This window comes from Listeria farberi (assembly GCF_014229295.1).
Taxonomy (GTDB): Bacteria; Bacillota; Bacilli; order Lactobacillales; family Listeriaceae; genus Listeria; species Listeria farberi.
Genome location: NZ_JAARZL010000001.1, coordinates 119355 through 136416 on the forward strand (window position 1 = coordinate 119355; position 17062 = coordinate 136416).

Sequence of the window (17062 nt, forward strand, 5' to 3'; positions counted from 1 at the left end):
GCAAAGGAACTAAATGCCAACTGACACTGCAAATTTAGCGTTAAAAGGAGGAAGATTGTTATTTTAAAGAAAATATTTATTGCATTAATTGCGCTTGTAGTTATTATCAATACAGTTAGTTTTACGGCTGTTTCTGCAAGCACACCTACATGGTTAGAACAAACCATGAATAGTAATGAACCGTTTATAAAAGAGATTGAAAAAGAAACTGGTAAGACGAGAGCGAATATTACACAGACAGATTTAGAAGCTATAACTGCCTTGCGAGTAACAGGGGCAAGTGATATTCCGACTAATATCGATATGTTAACTCATTTAACTACGTTAGAAGTTAAAAATGGAACATTATCTTCTGTATCTAACTCAGTGGGGAATTTAAAGGAGTTAAAAATCTTAGTTCTGAATGATAATAATTTAAGCACCTTTCCAATGATTGCTTTCCAACTACCTAAGTTAGAAGAATTACAAGTTTCTGGGGGAACAATAGAAGAAATCCCTGCCACAATAACAAATATGGCGAGTCATTTGAAATTCTTAGGGATATTAAACAACCATTTAGTGAAGGTTCCAGACGCAATTTTCACTACGAACTGGACAAATGCTACTGGGGGAGACTTAGACTTAATGGCTGCAGGGAACCAGATTGTAACCAATATTCCTGCCAACTATGTAAGCCAGTTTAATAATGGGGATAACCTATTAGAATTTTACGATAACAACTATCAAAAGCAAGACCAACTAACTACAACACCTGGATATACCATTGATGTACCTGTTGGAACGGATTTTAATCAATTAACACCAGACAAAACGAAACTCGCACTAACATCTGGACGAACTTTACTCGCGCAACACGAATTCGAGTATTATGATGATGGTTCAAGTTCACTAATCCACAATGGCGTGGCAGCAGCACCGGGTCAAGCGACCATCTTCATCAAGAGCAAATTTTCCACGCAATCGAACAAATTTGCCAGAACACAAGTTACAGTAAACATCACCGCGCTAAACGGCGGACCTATTACAGTGAAACATGAAGATACAAAAGGGCAAGAACTTGCGCCACCTGTCATTTTAAATGGTAAAGATGGGGATCCTTATACAACGACACAAAAAACTTTCCCAGGCTACACTTTAGTTGCAACACCAGCCAATCAAAATGGTACATTCACCATGAACCCGGCTACAGTCAACTATGTATACAGCGCAAATGATTATAAACTAACATCTACTTTCAAAGATGCTCAAGGGCAAGAACTGAAAGCGCCAGTTGTGGATACAAAAGATTACCATATCCAAGACAACTATACTACAACAGCAGCAACCATTCCGGGCTATTCTTTAGTTTCCACACCTGCTAATCAGAACGGAACTTTTGGAGCTGGGAATGTCACGGTTAATTATGTATACAAAAAAGACGATTATACACTTACTTCCACTTACAAAGATACGAATGGTCAAGAACTAAAAGCACCAGTGGTAGATGCGACAACGTATCATTATCAAGACACGTATACAACAACAGCCGCAGCTTTCCCAGGTTATACGTTAGTAGCAACACCAACCAACGCTACTGGGACATTTGGTTCGTCAAACATCACTGTTAATTACGTATATCAAGCAAATGGCTATCAATTAACTTCTACATTTAAAGATCAACAAGGGAAGACAATCGCACCAGATGATGTCGATGCTAAAACCTATCACGTGAACGATCCCTATACAACAACTGCCAAAACGATCCCGGGTTACACATTAGTAACAACACCTGCGAATGACCAAGGTAATTTTGGAACAAGCGATATTACGGTTGATTATGTTTATAAAGCAGAAGATTATACATTAACTTCGACGTACAAAGATGCACAAGGTAAAGAATTAAAACAACCCGTTGTAGATAGTAAAAAATATCATATTCAAGACAACTATTCTACAAGTGCAGCAACCATTCCGGGTTATACGCTAGTAGCGACACCTGCGAACGAAACAGGAACCTTCCATACGAGCGATGTCACGGTTAATTATGTGTATAAATTAACAGACTTAAAATTAACTTCGACATATAAAGATGCGCAAGGAACGGAGTTAAAACCGCCCGTTGTAGATAGCAAAACGTATCATATTCAAGATAACTATGCTACAACTGCAGCTGTCATTCCAGGCTATACATTAGTCGCAACACCAGCGAATCAATCAGGCACTTTTGGTAGCACGGATATCCAAGTGAACTATGTGTACCAAGCAGTTGCTTATAAACTAACTTCGACGTATAAAGATCAACAAGGGAATGATTTAGCTTTACCAAAAGTAGATACAAAAACGTACCATATTCAGGATGGTTATACGACGAGTGATATTGCTATTCCAGGCTATACATTAGTCGCGGCTCCAACGAATCAAACAGGTACATTTGGCGCGAGTGATGTAACCGTGAATTATGTCTACAAAGCCAATGACTACACACTAACTTCAACATATAAAGATGCGCAAGGTAAGGAATTAAAAACGCCAGTCATAGACAGTCAAAAATATCACATTAGAGACACTTATACTACGACAGGAGCTACTATTCCAGGTTATACATTAGTCGCAGCACCAGCGAATCAATCCGGTACATTTGGCGCGGCGAATGTGACAGTCAACTATGTATACAAAGCCGATGATTACACGCTAACTTCGACCTACAAAGATGCAAACGGCAAAGAATTAAAAGCGCCAGTTGTAGACAGCAAAACTTACCATACAAAAGATAACTATTCTACTAGCGCAGCAACCATTCCAGGCTACACACTAGTGGCAGCACCAGCAAATCAAACAGGTACATTTAATACGAGCAATGTGACAGTCAATTATGTATACAAAGCAAATGAATATATCTTAACTGCCACTTTCAAAAATGTACAAGGAACAGAACTAAAACCAGCTATCGTGAAAAAAGGATTTATTATTAAGGATGGCTATGCGACTAGTGGCGTAACAATTCCGGGCTATACATTAGTGGCAACACCATCGAACAAAAAAGGAACATTTGGTGCCAGTAATGTAACAGTTAATTATGTATATAAAGCGAATGGTTATGCATTAATCACAACATATAAAGACACACAAGGTAAAGACTTAAAACCACTAGCCATTGATACAAAAACATACAATATTAACGACCCCTACACTGCAACAGCTCTAAACATTCCAGGTTACACATTAACAACCACACCAGCCAATGAAAAAGGTGTATTTGGCGCAAGTGATGAAACAGTTAATTACGTATATAAAGCAAATGATTATACGTTAACAACTACCTACAAAGACGCAAACGGCAAAGAACTACAAGCACCTAAAGTAGACGCGAAAACTTATCATATCCAAGACACATACAAAACAACTGCAGCAGTCATTCCTGGATATACGTTAGTTGCAACACCTAAGAATGACCAAGGTACTTTTGGAGCGAACAATGTAACTGTGAATTACGTGTACCAAACAAATGATTACACGCTAACTTCGACATTTAAAGATGCTCAAGGAAACGAATTAAAAGCAGCAGAAATAGACGCACAAAAATACCATATTCATGACACTTACACAACGAAAGCAGCCGTGATTCCGGGTTACACTTTAGAAAAAACACCAACGAACGAAACGGGTACTTTTAATGCAAGTGATATTCAAGTAAATTATGTGTATAAAGCAAATGATTATCAACTTACTTCTACTTTTAAAGATCAACAAGGCAACGAAATAGCATTACCAACAGTTGATGCAAAAACTTATCATATTCATGACGCTTATACAACGAAAGCTCGCTTAATTCCAGGATATAGCCTAGTAGCTGCACCAAAAAACCAAATAGGTGCTTTTGGAACAAGTGATGTAACAGTCAATTATGTGTATAAAAAAGATGCTATTATAAAACCTATTACTCCAGCGAAACCAACTATTCTTACAATAAAAACACCTGCAAGCAAAGTAGTTAAGCAAACTCTTCCTAAAACAGGGGATGACGATGCCGGACTATTAAACCTACTAAGACTTATAGGACTCGTTTTAATTTTAGGCGTATTTTTGGCAGTCGGAAGTAAAAAATTAAGATAAGTATAACGTAGATTAAAACACCGCCGCAGATTGTTGTGGTGGTGTTTTAAATAATGTATACGACATTAGAAATACCCATTTTGGAAAAGATGTATGATATTTATTGTAAAGAATTTCACAAGGGAAGAGGCGATTCTTTGTTAGAGAAAAAGTATCAAATCCATTTACAAAACCATTACGATGCAACGAGTAGACAAGTGCAAAAGAAAGAAATAAAAGTCCTAAAAAAACGCAGAAATTTATTAATGGGGGAAGTTTTTTCATATCAAATTTGTTTAGAAAGCACGATGGAATATTCAAGATTTATGTTATGGTTTGAAAAAGAAGTCCAAAAAATCGTGAAAGAACTTTGGAATCAACATTTTATTATCAAACTAACATTATCCCAATTGCATTTCCGCGAAACCATTCTCTTTTTAGAGCATTTAAAAGATTTTAGTAAACGGATAACGATTGAGTTTATCGGTGAAGACACACCAGTAATTAGAAAACATTTTTCCATCCAAGAACAAGAAGCGTTTTTTATAGGGAAACTAAGAATGCTGAAAAAATGGAAATTCATTATTTCTAAACATATCGAAGGCTGCTCAGTGGAACAAACCCTTGCTTTTACCCCGTGTCTACATGAAATAAAATACACGATGAGTCAGCAAGCACGAATGGAAGAAAATATTATCGATTTACACATATTCATCGATTTTTGGGAATACTGGGCTTCGCATAAGAAACTGAAATTTGTAATTGAAGTGCTAAAAGAAGACTTTATTACAAAATCTTTAATGTACAAAAATAAACAAATTAAATTTATTAATGTCCAATAGATGTGTATTGATTTATGTCTTTGGAGGATAAAACTATATAAAAAGGAGCGTGCTATATGAATAAGAAAAGAAGTCTTTTTTTAAAAAGTATATTAACTGCGATGTTATTTATTATTGCTACTACCTGGATTAGTTCTAATCATGGAATAAAAGTTCAAGCGGCAAGTATTAACCATCCAACTTCTATTAAGCAAATTTTTCCAGATACAATACTAGCAGAAGTGATGAAAAATGCTTTAGGCAAATCAGATGTTCAAGATGTGGTTTCTCAAGCCGATTTAGATCAAGTAACTAGCATTATAGGAACTAGTGAGGGCATACGCTCTCTTGAAGGTATTGAATATTTACCCAATCTAACACAAGTATATTTGGAGGATAATAACCTAAGTGATATTAGTTTATTAGGTGGATTAGTTAACTTAACAGATGTCTATTTGGATGCTAACCCACTTAGTGATATTAGTAGTTTAGCCAAGTTAAAGAACCTAACTAATTTATATGTATCAGATTGCCAAGTTAAAGATATTAGCGCATTAGTTAGTTTATCTAAGCTAGAATCTTTAACAGCAGATAACAATCAAATCAGTGATGTTCGTGCTTTGAAAGGTTTAACTAATTTAACTACCTTGGTTTTGTATAATAATCAAATCGAGGATATTAGTGCTTTAGGAAATTTAAGGAATATAGTACAGTTAGAGCTAGAAAATCAGGTAGGGATAAATAATGCAATAAACTATCAATCGCAAATAACGATTGTAAATAAAGTGAAAGATGTAACGGGAGCGTTAATTATACCATCCACTATTAGCCATAATGGGGTTTATCAGAATCAAAATATAACATGGAGTTTGAATCATTATAGTAAAGATGTTACGTACACATTCCAAAAACAAGTAAAGATTGGTGTTAGTACAGCTACATTTAGTGGAACGATTCATCAGCCGTTGAAAGCAGTGCCATCCTATAATGGGATTACTTATCAATTGATAACCACTTACAAAGATGAAAAAGGGAAGGAACTTTCTACGAGTAAGGTAGGTAGCAAGAAGTATCAAGCGAATGATGTGTATTCAGCTTCCCCAAAAAATATTCCTGGGTACTCCCTAGTTGCATTCCCAAGTAATCAAGCTGGGAAATTTGGGCAATCCAATATTATCGTGAATTACATCTATAAGGCGAACAATTATCAATTAACTTCTACTTTCAAGGATGAAAAAGGGAAGGAAATTTCTGCTTCAGTAATAGATAATAGGAAATATAATATAAATGATATGTACTCAACAAAAAAAGTAACTATTCCAGGTTATTCTTTGATAGCTATCCCCCGTAACCAGAATGGTTTTTTTGGTACCAACAATATAACTGTAAATTATGTATATAAAAAAGATTCTTTCTCAGAAAAATATAGTAAAGAAGATAAAAACATGTCACCAAAAGTAAAACTAAAGAAAATACTTCCGAAAACTGGGGATAATGGAGATAGTTTAAATGTGATGGTTGGATTATTATTGATTTTATCCACCATTTGCATCAATAAAGTGTGTCATAAACCTAGTAAATAACAAGATTTTTAAGTGATTTGTTTCTATTTTATTAGATGTGTACTATATAACACCAAATTTATTTTAACTATTTAGTAGTGATAAAATAATGTTGTGTCTAACATACCCCTAAACACTCTGTTAGACATATAATCTTCCTCCATCTTATAAACTAACCCCTGGATTATGAGATGTGTATTTAAGTAATTGGAGAAAGTAATAAAAATACAACTATTCCTTCTAAGGATAGTTGTATTTTTTATTATTTTGAAATCAATTGAGTACATTTAGAGTGAGAACGATTGTATGAATAGGGTATACTTTAATTTTACTAAAGAAATTTCCAACTCCTCAAAATACAACTTTTCATTTAGAAGTATTTATTACTCATGATGGAGAAATAATACTATGTGAAGTAGCAAGCAGAACTGCTGGTGGGAAAATTCCGAAATGTATTGAATATAGGACAGGGACTGATATGAATAGAACTTGGTTTAGAAATCAACTGGGGCTTCTAACAGAAGAGAACAGTGTGAAAAGGGAAATGCTATATGGGTCAATACAATGTGCTCCAAAGCATGGAAAATTAACATCTATACGAAAGAGTTGCCGTTTGATTGGGTAAAGCTCTATGAGGTATATGCTAAGGAAGGGGATTTTTACCAGGGTGCTACATCAAGTGTTTTTGCGATTGCATCTGTAATAGTTGAAGGAGAAAGTGAGCAAGATGTAACAAAGAGGTTAAACCAAGTGGATGAATATATTAAATTAAATACTATCTATATATAGTAGTATCCTTAGTATTAAATTTTAGTTAGAGTAGTCTAACGATTTCTTCGAAATGTATATCTTTTATTTGCTATGGAATAGGGACGATAGTGAATGGTCAGTCACAGGAGGAACGAATAATATACTAATAATTAAAAAGTTATTGCTTCAGTATTAGTCGCTAAGAAAAATAACATAAATGATATACACTCAACTAAAAAAGAAATTTCCACCAGAAATTACAGTAAGTAGATAAAAATATGCTATCAAAAGTGAAAGCAAAGAATAAGCTTCCAAAAACTGGCGATAATGGAGATAGTCTCTATGTAATGTTTGGGTCATTACTCTTAAGTTTTTCAATTGTTCATGTCAATAAAGCTAATAAATAATGCGTTTTTAAATTACAGTATTCTTATATGAACATTATATACTACAACATTTATTCAGTGGCGTTAAAATAATTCACTGACTAACGTACCTTAAATTCTACGTCAGGCATGTGATCTTTTGCCCAGTTTATTGATAAATCTTATTCCTAAATATCTAGGACTAAATTTACTTGATAATATATGGTGTAAAACATTTACAAATATAAAATAATGGTGTAAAATTATTCCGAAAGGAGCGATAAAATGAATATTAGTGATTTAAAAGGACAATTGATCGTGTCTTGTCAAGCTTTAGAAAATGAGCCCTTACACAGTTCAATGATTATGGCGCGAATGGCACTTGCTGCCAAAGAAGGTGGAGCAAAAGGTATTAGAGCAAACTCCCCTGAAGATATTCGAGAAATTAAAGCAACAGTGGATTTGCCAGTAATTGGAATATGGAAACGTGATTACGAAGATTCGAATGTCTACATTACTCCCACTCGTTATGAAGTAGAAGCACTTTTAGAAACAGAAGTAGAAATTATTGCGCTTGATGCTACAAAACAAAAAAGACCAAATGATGAATCGATAGGTGATTTACTAGCACTAATTCACCGCAAAAATCGTTTAGCTATGGCCGATATTTCTACTTTGGAAGAAGCCATAGAGGCAGAGCGATTAGGGTTCGACTTAATTTCCACAACACTTGCTGGATACACGCCATACTCAAAAGCAACAACGGAGCCAGATTTTGAACTATTAGAAGAAATTGTTCAAAAAGTAGCTGTTCCTGTAATTATGGAAGGGCATACAAGTAAACCAGAACAAGTAACAGAAGCACTAAGAAAAGGAGCATTTGCAGTTGTAGTAGGTTCTATTATTACACGTCCAAAGTTAATTACGGAACGATATGTAAATGCAACGAAATGGTAGGTTATCAGAATGAATGATGTTTTATTAGTTTGTGATTTAGATGGAACACTACTTGATAGTAGTGGTCAAATCGATCAATTAAGTTTGAAAAAAATAAAGAAATTTTGTGAGGATGGCGGACACTTTGTTATTTGCACAGGTAGAATGGACACAGATATTCAATATGTAGAGCAAAAGTTAGGCTTTGCTGGGGAGTATCGCATTAGCCAAAATGGTGCGGTAATTAAAGATAAACATAACCAATCTATCTTGCTGGAAACAATTCCTTCTGAGTATATTCCTAAACTAAATCAGGCGATTTTTGCGGGAGGTCTTCGAACAGAAGTCTCTGATGAAAATAATCGTCATTTCCCAAGTCCAAGAAAGCCGGAAGAAGTAGCAGAATTTGTTGATTCCTCTAAGGTTATTGAAGACTTACCAGCATATATTTCTGCAGGAGAAATTAGCCCAACAATTTATTTAACTTTTGGAAATGAAAAGGCATTTTTGCCGATAAAATCAGCGATAACCGAAAGTCTAGGTGCAGACAAAGTAACCGTTATTCAAACTAGCCCATCTTCCCTTGAAGTATTCTCTAATAAAGTGTCTAAAGGAAAAGCTGTAGAGTTAATTCAACAAAAACTAGGTATTTCCTCGAATAATTTATATGTCGTTGGTGACGCGGAAAGTGATGTCTCTATGTTCACGCTAACCAATCATTCCTATGCAGTTCAAGAAGCTGAAAAAGCAATTTGTGAAAAAGCAAATTGTTATCAAAAAACGGTGGGTGATGTTGTAGCAGATATTTATTATCATAAAAAGGAGGAGCGGATATGAATATTTTATATGTGCCATTAGATGAACGACCATGTAATGCCATCTACCCTGAACAAACCGCAGCAGTAAATCAAACTATGAATGTGCTTTCTGTACCACAAGCATTATTAGGACACAAAAAGGAGCCAGCAAACATCCAGGAAATTCGTAGTTTCATTAAAAAAAATATAGCAAATAGTTCGTATGCTATTTTATCTGCAGAAATGCTACTTTATGGTGGGCTCTTACCGTCTCGATTGCATCATCTTACAGAAGAGGATTTAAAGGATTATGAAGCGTTTTTACGAGAAATTAAAAAAGACTTTCCAGATAAAAAAATATTTCTTTCGAACCTAATAATGCGTACACCTAAATATAATAGTTCAGATGAAGAACCAGATTATTATGAGCAGTATGGGGAAGCAATTTTTCGCTATGGCTGGCTAAAAGATAAAGCAACTAGAGAAGTTTTAGATGAACACGAAGAAAGTGAGTGGCATCAACTGAAAGAAACGTTGCCTCAAGAGGTGGTTTTTGATTATGAAACACGTAGAGCTTTTAATGTACAAGTGAATCTGTTGCATATTAAACTCGTTGCGGAGAATATTGTTTCTTTTGTTAGTATTCCACAAGATGATTCAGCTCCGTATGGCTATACTGCAATGGATCAGAGCAAAGTATATAGTGAAATTGCAAATAAACGGTTGAAAGATAGAATCATGGTCTACCCTGGTGCTGATGAAGTAGGGTTCACCTTACTTGCTCGTGCTTATAATGATTATTTAGGGAAAACACCGAGTTTATTTGTTAGATATAGTTCAACTTTTGGAGCGCAAATAGTCCCTTTATACGAAGATCGGCCGATAAATGAAAGTTTGAAAGCACATGTACTAGCGGCAGGTTTTCGTTTGGTAGATGATGTGAAAGATGCCGAATTCGTGCTTGAATACAATACGCCAGGAAAAAAAATGCAAGAATCATGGGATCAGCTAACCACAAAAGATGTGACCTATGACAGTTATCGTCATCTTTTAAGTTTTATTCTAGAAATTCAAGCAGACCTTACTGCTGGTAAAAAAGTTGGTATTTGTGATGCTGCTTTTGCAAATGGTGGTGAAATAGAATTAATTGAATTATTAGATGAAAAAGGTATTTTAGAAGAAATTTTAAGTTATAAAGCATGGAATACTAATTGTAATTCGTTAGGAAGCAGCCTTGCTGGATTAGCGTTTTGCCAAGCCGCTTTTAATATGGAGAAAGTTAAGGGGAATTTACTAGCAAATATATATGAAGACTTATTTTACCAAGCAATCATTCGTAAACAAATTACAGATAAGGTACTACCAGAAAAAGGGTTGAATTATTTTTACTTAGGAGACAAAGCTACTGAGATTAGTGAGGTAGTTGTAAACTTAATTCAAAAATATCATCGTTCTGTACTAAAAAATAGTTTTACAGATGACGTATTTACAATTGATCAAGTTACGTTTCCTTGGAACAGAATGTTTGAAATTTATTGTACAGTTAAAAATAAGGAGAGTTGAAAATGAATAAATCTAATGTTTTTATTGATAAATTATTAGTTTTCGCCAATAAATTTTCGAGTCAACGTCATATTGCAGCAATTCGTGATGGCTTTGTAACGCTCATTCCAATGACAATTATTGCTTCTTTTTGGGTGTTAGTAAACAATCTTATTTTAAGTCCTACAAATGGTTTGTTAAAGAACTATTCTGCTGCGATTAAATGGGCGGATTTAGGTAATCAAATTTATAATGGGACGCTAGGTATTATGGCGCTGATGATTGCTGTAACCATTGGCTATAAGTTAGCAGTGAGCTACGGGGATGAAGGGTTAATTGGAGCGGTAATGGGGTTAGTATCTTACATGATTGTTTTGCCAGCGCAAATTATCATAACAGATGTAGAAGGTAAAACATTTACTGCTGCAGCCGCACTAACACAAACCCAAACAAGTGCAACAGGTATGTTTTTAGCAATTATTGCTACTTTGTTATCTGTTACGTGGCTAAGTAAATTTTCTAAAATAGAACGTTTGAAAATAAAAATGCCTGAGAGCGTACCACCATCTATTGCAAAATCGTTCAATGTGTTAATTCCGATTTTCTTTGTAACACTTATCCTTGGATTGATTGAAGTTCTTATTGTATGGGTGTTTAATACTAATATTCCAGCACTTATACTAACATTCTTTCAAGCACCATTAATTTCTTCTTTCCAATCTATTGGCGGAATTTTACTTTATGTATGTTTTAGTAACTTATTATGGGCATTTGGCCTGCATGGTACTTTTATTTTAGGATCTATCGGTGAGCCTATTATGCTAACAGCGATTCAAGAAAATATGGAAGCGTTAAAAAATGGTCTTGCATTACCAAATATTGTTACTAAGCCTTTCCTTGATGCTTTTGGTTGGATGGGCGGTGGCGGGATGATTATCTGTTTAGTAATTGCGATAATGATTGCCTCTAGAAGAGAAGACTATCGTTCTATTACAAAAGTCGGTATTATCCCATCATTATTTAATGTTAGTGAACCATTAATGTTTGGCTTACCAGTAGTATTTAATCCGCTACTTGCGGTACCTTTAATTATTGTTCCAGCAGTAACAGTGACGATTGCTTATTATGCGACTGCACTAGGTTGGATTGCAAAAACTTCGGTACTTATTCCTTGGACTACGCCACCAGTGATTTCAGGCTATTTAGCTACAAATGGTGACTGGCGTGCAGCTGTTTTACAAATCTTTTTAATTATTATAGGTGTATTAATTTATCTTCCTTTCGTCAAAGCGTCTAATAGAACAGTGATAAAAGAAAATGCCAAATAAAAGGAGAATAAAAAATGTCTAAAAAAACCATTATGCTTATCTGTTCAGCAGGAATGAGTACGAGCTTATTAGTCACTAAAATGCAAAAGTCAGCAGCGGAACAAAGATTAGAAGTAGATATTTTTGCTGTGGCAGCTTCAGATGCAGATAACCAAATTGCCAGTAAAACGATTGATGTCGTTTTATTAGGACCCCAAGTGCGATTTATGGAAAAGCAAATAGAAGAAAAACTGGCCCCAAAAAGTATTCCCTCAGCAGTTATTAACATGGCTGATTACGGGACTATGAATGGAGAAAAAGTATTAAATCTTGCTCTTAACCTTATCAAAGGAGCGTGAAAAATAAATGGATGACAAAAATTTAGAAGCCATTATGGGTTTAATCATGCATGGCGGAAATGCTAAAAGTAATGCTATGGAGGCCATTCAAGCGGCAAAAACTGGTGCGTTTGAAATAGCAGAAGAAAAAATCAGTGAAGCAGAGCAATCAATTGTGGAGGCACATCATGCCCAAACAGGATTGCTAACAGAAGAAGCAAAAGGAAATCATATGGAAGTGACGCTGCTTACTGTCCACAGCCAGGATCACTTAATGACAGCCATAACTTTTACAGATTTAGCGAAAGAGCTTATTGATGTATATCGGAAGCTATTAAAATAGCCATTTTTAAAGGGTGAACTTGTGATTACAAGTTCACCCTTATATTTATTTGTCAGGATTAGATAATTCTAGAAGCATTTTTATTTTTAGAGTATAATGAAGAGAAGACATATACTAATAGAGGTGAGAGCTTGATGGATTTATTAGCAACAATTAGCAGTTATTTTCCATCGCTAAGCAAATCTGAGCAAAAAGTTGCTCAGTTGATTTTGAGTAATCCAGATGAAGTAGAGAATCTATCGATAAATGACCTTGCATTGATGGCAAGTGTTGGAGAAAGTACTATTGTTCGTTTTTCTCGAAAAATTGGGCTAACGGGATTTCAAGATTTAAAAATTGCTTTAGTGAAGTATCAAACTTCTCAAAAGCAAAATATAACAGATGAAAGTAATGAAGCGAAAGACCTTGTCTATCGTCAATTTGTTGATGGTTTACAAGATACTAAAAGTTTTATTGAACAAGAAAAACTAGAACAAGCTGCTAAAATGATTCATAAAGCAGAACATGTGTACATACTTTCTGTTGGCACATCTGCGTTTATTGCAATGCAGTTAAGTAATAGATTGAAACGATTAGGAAAATTTGTTGAATTTGTTCCAGATGGCCATCTGCAAAGCATCTATGTAACTATGATCAAGAAAACAGATATTGTTATCGGGATTAGTAAATCAGGGAATACAAAAGAAGTAATTCAAAATATCGAACTTGCCTCTCAAAGTGGTGCACCGGTTGTTACCTTAACTAATTTTATTAATTCTAAAATTAGTCAAATGGGGGATGTTTCTTTAGTAGCCTCTTCCAAAGAATTTTTATCAGATGCAGGTTCTTTTTCAGCTGAAGTTAGTCAACTATACTTGTTAGATACTTTAATCAAAGCACTAGTGGATATAAGCCCAGCCACGTATCATAACGTAAGAAATTTGACAAATAAAGCTTTGGTTAAACGGATTGAGTAAGATTTTGGAATACATCGAAATATGAAGAAAGAAGAGAAGGCGAATTTCGCCTTCTCTTCTTTTACATTTATTTTAAATATATTAAGGTACGTAAAATTGGACAGAAGTTATTATAGTACCAATATGATGTATAAAATTTTTTCTAGGTTTACTTGTTATCCTTGAATTCGTTTATACAAAAAAGAGACTGAATGCATTAAAAAATTTTAATGAGCATATGTACAACATTGTTCTTAACGAAGAAGTTATAAAAAATATTTTGGATTTTGTATCAAAAAACACATGAAATGGAATATTCAAACGAAAATAGATAGATTGTGCATAGTTTTTAGTTAGGGTATAATACCTCTATAAATTTGAAGCTGACAAGGAGTACTAAACTGGATGAATAATATCATAGAGCTAGTAAAGAAAAACGAGCAACTTTTTCTTGAAAATGCTGAGGAACTAAATGGTGAAGAATTAGAGCAGGAAGATATTGACGCATACCTTGCAATTCAAGGGGCTACAGAGGAAGAATTAGCAGCCTTTGAACATCAATTTCAACTAAAGTTACCTGAAGACTTCAAATCTCTTTACAAATACAAAAATGGTAGTGGTTCTATGAGTTTGATTTGGCCACAAGAAGGATTTTATAGGGGGTATCGTTTCCTTTCACTACAAGAGATTAGTGCAGTTAAAATACATTTTCAGCATGAAAACCGTGAAATGACAGAATTTCCAGATACAATAGATCAAAAACAACTGAAACAATTAGACAAGCGAATAAAGCCGTATTTATTTTGCAAAAGTTGGTTTCCATTTGCAGAATACGCAAATTCGTTATATTTGATGTTGGACTATGAACCAAGTGAAAAGGGACTAGAAGGTCAAATCATTAGTTATGTGCATGATCCTGATTTTATCTATTACATTGCACCTACTATTATGGAAACCTTGAAAATGACAGAAGTAGTTATTGAAAATTTAGTTTAAACACGTCCACCAGTATTGCAAAGAGACAAGCGTTATCCGTAGAAACATAAGACTTTGTTATAGTTTGCTGTATGTCTTAAATGTTTAAGGAATGAAAGTTAGAATAAATAGATTAACATTTATTTTTGGAGGTATTTTAGCTTGAAAAAACTAAGAAAATTATAGTTGATGGCGCTAATTATCTGTGGAAATATAGATATGATGACTATGATTATTCTTCACCATCCTATATATTAATATTGCCTGAAGAATATCAGGGAGCAGAAATAAGGATAAGATTTCCTTTGTGTTTTGTTGAAGAATACAAATGTTCAGTAGAGGTTGGCCAAGAATATATTGTTGATTTAGAGATAGTCATTTTCGATGATTTAGATATTGAGAAAAGTGCTATACAAGCTAAGGAAATAACTCAACTAGCAGATAGTTTTGCATACTTTATCAGAGGCGTTTTTCATCCTTCTAGTAAGAAAATAGATTCAGGGATAGAGATTGATTTAGCAGCTGAAGATATTTCTGATTTTTGGTATTTGGAAAACCAATTTGTTGAATTAAATGTTGATAGATTCAATATAAAAGTTATAGAAAAAGTAAACAAGTAAAAAAACACTCCACATCTCAATCAGCATCGTGAAAGTAGAGCTTTGACAATCTTATTTTTTAGAAAATTGAAAGTAAAAAAAAATGACAAATAAAAATTAATATGTAGGAGTAACTTTTGAATAGCATGAGTACTATTAATCAGTTAGATGTAAATAAAATTGATGCTCTGGTTGAAGAAAATAAAGAGCCTAATTTATGAGCAATACAGCTATTCTCAAAATAGAAAAAATATACTAAGAAAATTTACCTGAGAAGAACGTGCAAGAGCCTATTTATAAATAGAAAAACTTTAAGGGGGCTTTTAGTAATGGGTTGTGATATTTATTTAATGGTAGAAGTGAGAGATAAAAGGATAGACCAATGGAAGGAATATGATATTGCAGATGAATTGTTAAAATTTATAGGAAGAAATTATAATTTATTTAGCATTTTAGCCGGTGTCCGAAATGGAAAGGGGTTTGCAAATGCAGATACGGGGGACGCTTTTATACCAATAGATACTCCCCGAGGTGTACCTAAAAATGCTTCGGAAAATTATATTGCTTATGTGGAATATTGGGGGCTTGATGGACATAGCCATTCATTTTTAGATTTGGCCGAACTAAAAAAGTACGATTGGCATGGGCAAAAAAATAAACATCGAGGATTTATGAGCCAGAAGGATTATGCTGAATACAAGCGGACCGGAAAAATAGTAAGATATGTTGCTAATGTTAGTGGCGCAAATGTCAAGAAAGTGTCAAATGAAGCGATGAATGCGCTTATAAGTAATAAAGTAATACCAGATAAAGAAGTGTTTTATTATACATTAATGGAATGGGAAGAAAGTTATTATGAATCAGCTATGAGCTTTGTTGAAAAAGTATTACCAGCATTAGAAAAAATTGTTAATGATTGTAACTGCGAAGATGAAGATGTGAGATTACTATTCTTTTTTTGTGACTAATTTAGAGGAGAATTAATGATATAGCAAAATATAATTAAGATTATCAATTGCTGGTATTGAATTAATAGAGCTCTATACAATAGCCCCCCATTTGTTTCAAAATATTTACATTTAAAGAATAACTTAAGAAGGAGGATGGCGTATGACTTCAAAACAATCCATCCATAAAACGCAACTTTCTAAAACAAAAAACAAACCCTAAAAGTAACCATAGATCGCCCTATAGGTTATACCGACAAATTCGGCAATGTCTATCCGCTTAATTATGGCTTTGTGGAGGGTGTTATTGGTGGTGACGGGGAAGAGCAGGACGTTTATATTTTATCAAGAGAAATTTCTGAGCCGATTGAAACGTTTCAAGGAGATTTAATTGCGGTGATTACTCGGAATGATGATGTGGAAGATAAATGGGTTGTCGCACCTCCGAATGAGAATTTCACCATAGAGGAAATTAGAGAAAAAGTCCATTTTATCGAACAATATTTTGATTCGGAAATTAAATTGATTTAGTTGAAAATGAATCATACAACTACTAAAAAAGGAGGCGGAAAATAATGGAAGAAAGATTCGAAAAAATATATACACAAGGTAAACTCAACATTATGGAGATTTGGGTTGATAAAGAAACAGGTGTGCAATATGTCTACCATTTGACTGGTTATTCAGGTGGGATGTCGCCGCTTTTGGACAAAGACGGCAAACCGTTGCTTGCTGATTTATCTAAGTTTAATGACACTGAGTAAAGCGATGAGT

14 protein-coding genes and 2 pseudogenes are annotated in these 17062 nt (G+C 34.2%); all 16 read left to right on the forward strand.

What is annotated here, in order from left to right:
• The first annotated feature begins 60 nt into the window (after nucleotides 1–60).
• The 16 genes and pseudogenes from HCB38_RS00550 to HCB38_RS00625 all read left to right on the forward strand — a co-directional run bounded on the left by HCB38_RS00550 (nucleotide 61) and on the right by HCB38_RS00625 (nucleotide 17052).
• Nucleotides 61–4092: a MucBP domain-containing protein gene (locus tag HCB38_RS00550; RefSeq protein WP_185637987.1), complete on the forward strand. Its 4032-nt coding sequence runs from the start codon at nucleotides 61–63 to the stop codon at nucleotides 4090–4092.
• 137 nt (nucleotides 4093–4229) lie between these two features.
• Nucleotides 4230–4913: a hypothetical protein gene (locus HCB38_RS00555; protein WP_185317881.1), complete on the forward strand. Its 684-nt coding sequence runs from the start codon at nucleotides 4230–4232 to the stop codon at nucleotides 4911–4913.
• Nucleotides 4914–4969: 56 nt separating this feature from the next.
• A complete protein-coding gene (locus HCB38_RS00560; protein ID WP_039177773.1) occupies nucleotides 4970–6475 on the forward strand; it encodes a MucBP domain-containing protein in 1506 nt (501 codons plus the stop codon).
• Nucleotides 6476–7482: 1007 nt separating this feature from the next.
• Entirely contained in the window at nucleotides 7483–7611 is a 129-nt protein-coding gene (locus HCB38_RS15165; protein ID WP_003732889.1) for an LPXTG cell wall anchor domain-containing protein, read from the forward strand.
• Nucleotides 7612–7854: 243 nt separating this feature from the next.
• Nucleotides 7855–8526: an N-acetylmannosamine-6-phosphate 2-epimerase gene (locus HCB38_RS00570; RefSeq protein ID WP_185317882.1), complete on the forward strand. Its 672-nt coding sequence runs from the start codon at nucleotides 7855–7857 to the stop codon at nucleotides 8524–8526.
• A gap of 9 nt (nucleotides 8527–8535) precedes the next feature.
• Nucleotides 8536–9342, forward strand: coding sequence for a Cof-type HAD-IIB family hydrolase (locus HCB38_RS00575; protein WP_185305349.1), 807 nt, complete (start codon nucleotides 8536–8538; stop codon nucleotides 9340–9342).
• Entirely contained in the window at nucleotides 9339–10865 is a 1527-nt protein-coding gene (locus tag HCB38_RS00580) for a DUF4127 family protein (RefSeq protein WP_185305347.1), read from the forward strand. Before HCB38_RS00575 ends, HCB38_RS00580 begins: the two co-directional genes overlap by 4 nt.
• Before the next feature lie 2 nt (nucleotides 10866–10867).
• Nucleotides 10868–12172, forward strand: coding sequence for a PTS sugar transporter subunit IIC (locus HCB38_RS00585; protein WP_185317883.1), 1305 nt, complete (start codon nucleotides 10868–10870; stop codon nucleotides 12170–12172).
• A 14-nt stretch (nucleotides 12173–12186) separates the two neighbouring features.
• A complete protein-coding gene (locus tag HCB38_RS00590) occupies nucleotides 12187–12510 on the forward strand; it encodes a PTS sugar transporter subunit IIB (protein WP_185305342.1) in 324 nt (107 codons plus the stop codon).
• A 7-nt stretch (nucleotides 12511–12517) separates the two neighbouring features.
• Complete coding sequence (locus HCB38_RS00595; protein ID WP_185305340.1) at nucleotides 12518–12832, forward strand: PTS lactose/cellobiose transporter subunit IIA; 315 nt, start codon at nucleotides 12518–12520, stop codon at nucleotides 12830–12832.
• Nucleotides 12833–12966: 134 nt separating this feature from the next.
• The gene (locus HCB38_RS00600) at nucleotides 12967–13788 is read left to right on the forward strand and encodes a MurR/RpiR family transcriptional regulator (protein WP_185305338.1); all 822 of its coding nucleotides are present in this window, start codon (nucleotides 12967–12969) and stop codon (nucleotides 13786–13788) included.
• A 384-nt stretch (nucleotides 13789–14172) separates the two neighbouring features.
• On the forward strand, nucleotides 14173–14763 hold the full coding sequence (locus tag HCB38_RS00605; RefSeq protein WP_185317886.1) for an SMI1/KNR4 family protein: 591 nt from the start codon (nucleotides 14173–14175) through the stop codon (nucleotides 14761–14763).
• Between the two features lie 239 nt (nucleotides 14764–15002).
• On the forward strand, nucleotides 15003–15362 hold the full coding sequence (locus tag HCB38_RS00610) for a UCP019853 family protein (protein ID WP_246414965.1): 360 nt from the start codon (nucleotides 15003–15005) through the stop codon (nucleotides 15360–15362).
• A gap of 308 nt (nucleotides 15363–15670) precedes the next feature.
• On the forward strand, nucleotides 15671–16309 hold the full coding sequence (locus HCB38_RS00615; RefSeq protein WP_185637212.1) for a hypothetical protein: 639 nt from the start codon (nucleotides 15671–15673) through the stop codon (nucleotides 16307–16309).
• A gap of 142 nt (nucleotides 16310–16451) precedes the next feature.
• Nucleotides 16452–16819: pseudogene (locus HCB38_RS00620) on the forward strand (inorganic diphosphatase).
• 13 nt (nucleotides 16820–16832) lie between these two features.
• Nucleotides 16833–17052 (forward strand): annotated as a pseudogene (locus tag HCB38_RS00625) (DUF6440 family protein).
• Nucleotides 17053–17062: the final 10 nt, after the last annotated feature.

Bases quoted from the DNA above. Each gene is read 5' to 3' on its own strand.
- HCB38_RS00560 (WP_039177773.1), top strand. From the start codon at position 4,970: ATGAATAAGAAAAGAAGTCTTTTTTTAAAAAGTATATTAACTGCGATG.
- HCB38_RS15165 (WP_003732889.1), top strand. From the start codon at position 7,483: ATGCTATCAAAAGTGAAAGCAAAGAATAAGCTTCCAAAAACTGGCGAT.
- HCB38_RS00570 (WP_185317882.1), top strand. From the start codon at position 7,855: ATGAATATTAGTGATTTAAAAGGACAATTGATCGTGTCTTGTCAAGCT.
- HCB38_RS00575 (WP_185305349.1), top strand. From the start codon at position 8,536: ATGAATGATGTTTTATTAGTTTGTGATTTAGATGGAACACTACTTGAT.
- HCB38_RS00580 (WP_185305347.1), top strand. From the start codon at position 9,339: ATGAATATTTTATATGTGCCATTAGATGAACGACCATGTAATGCCATC.
- HCB38_RS00585 (WP_185317883.1), top strand. From the start codon at position 10,868: ATGAATAAATCTAATGTTTTTATTGATAAATTATTAGTTTTCGCCAAT.
- HCB38_RS00590 (WP_185305342.1), top strand. From the start codon at position 12,187: ATGTCTAAAAAAACCATTATGCTTATCTGTTCAGCAGGAATGAGTACG.
- HCB38_RS00595 (WP_185305340.1), top strand. From the start codon at position 12,518: ATGGATGACAAAAATTTAGAAGCCATTATGGGTTTAATCATGCATGGC.
- HCB38_RS00600 (WP_185305338.1), top strand. From the start codon at position 12,967: ATGGATTTATTAGCAACAATTAGCAGTTATTTTCCATCGCTAAGCAAA.
- HCB38_RS00605 (WP_185317886.1), top strand. From the start codon at position 14,173: ATGAATAATATCATAGAGCTAGTAAAGAAAAACGAGCAACTTTTTCTT.
- HCB38_RS00615 (WP_185637212.1), top strand. From the start codon at position 15,671: ATGGGTTGTGATATTTATTTAATGGTAGAAGTGAGAGATAAAAGGATA.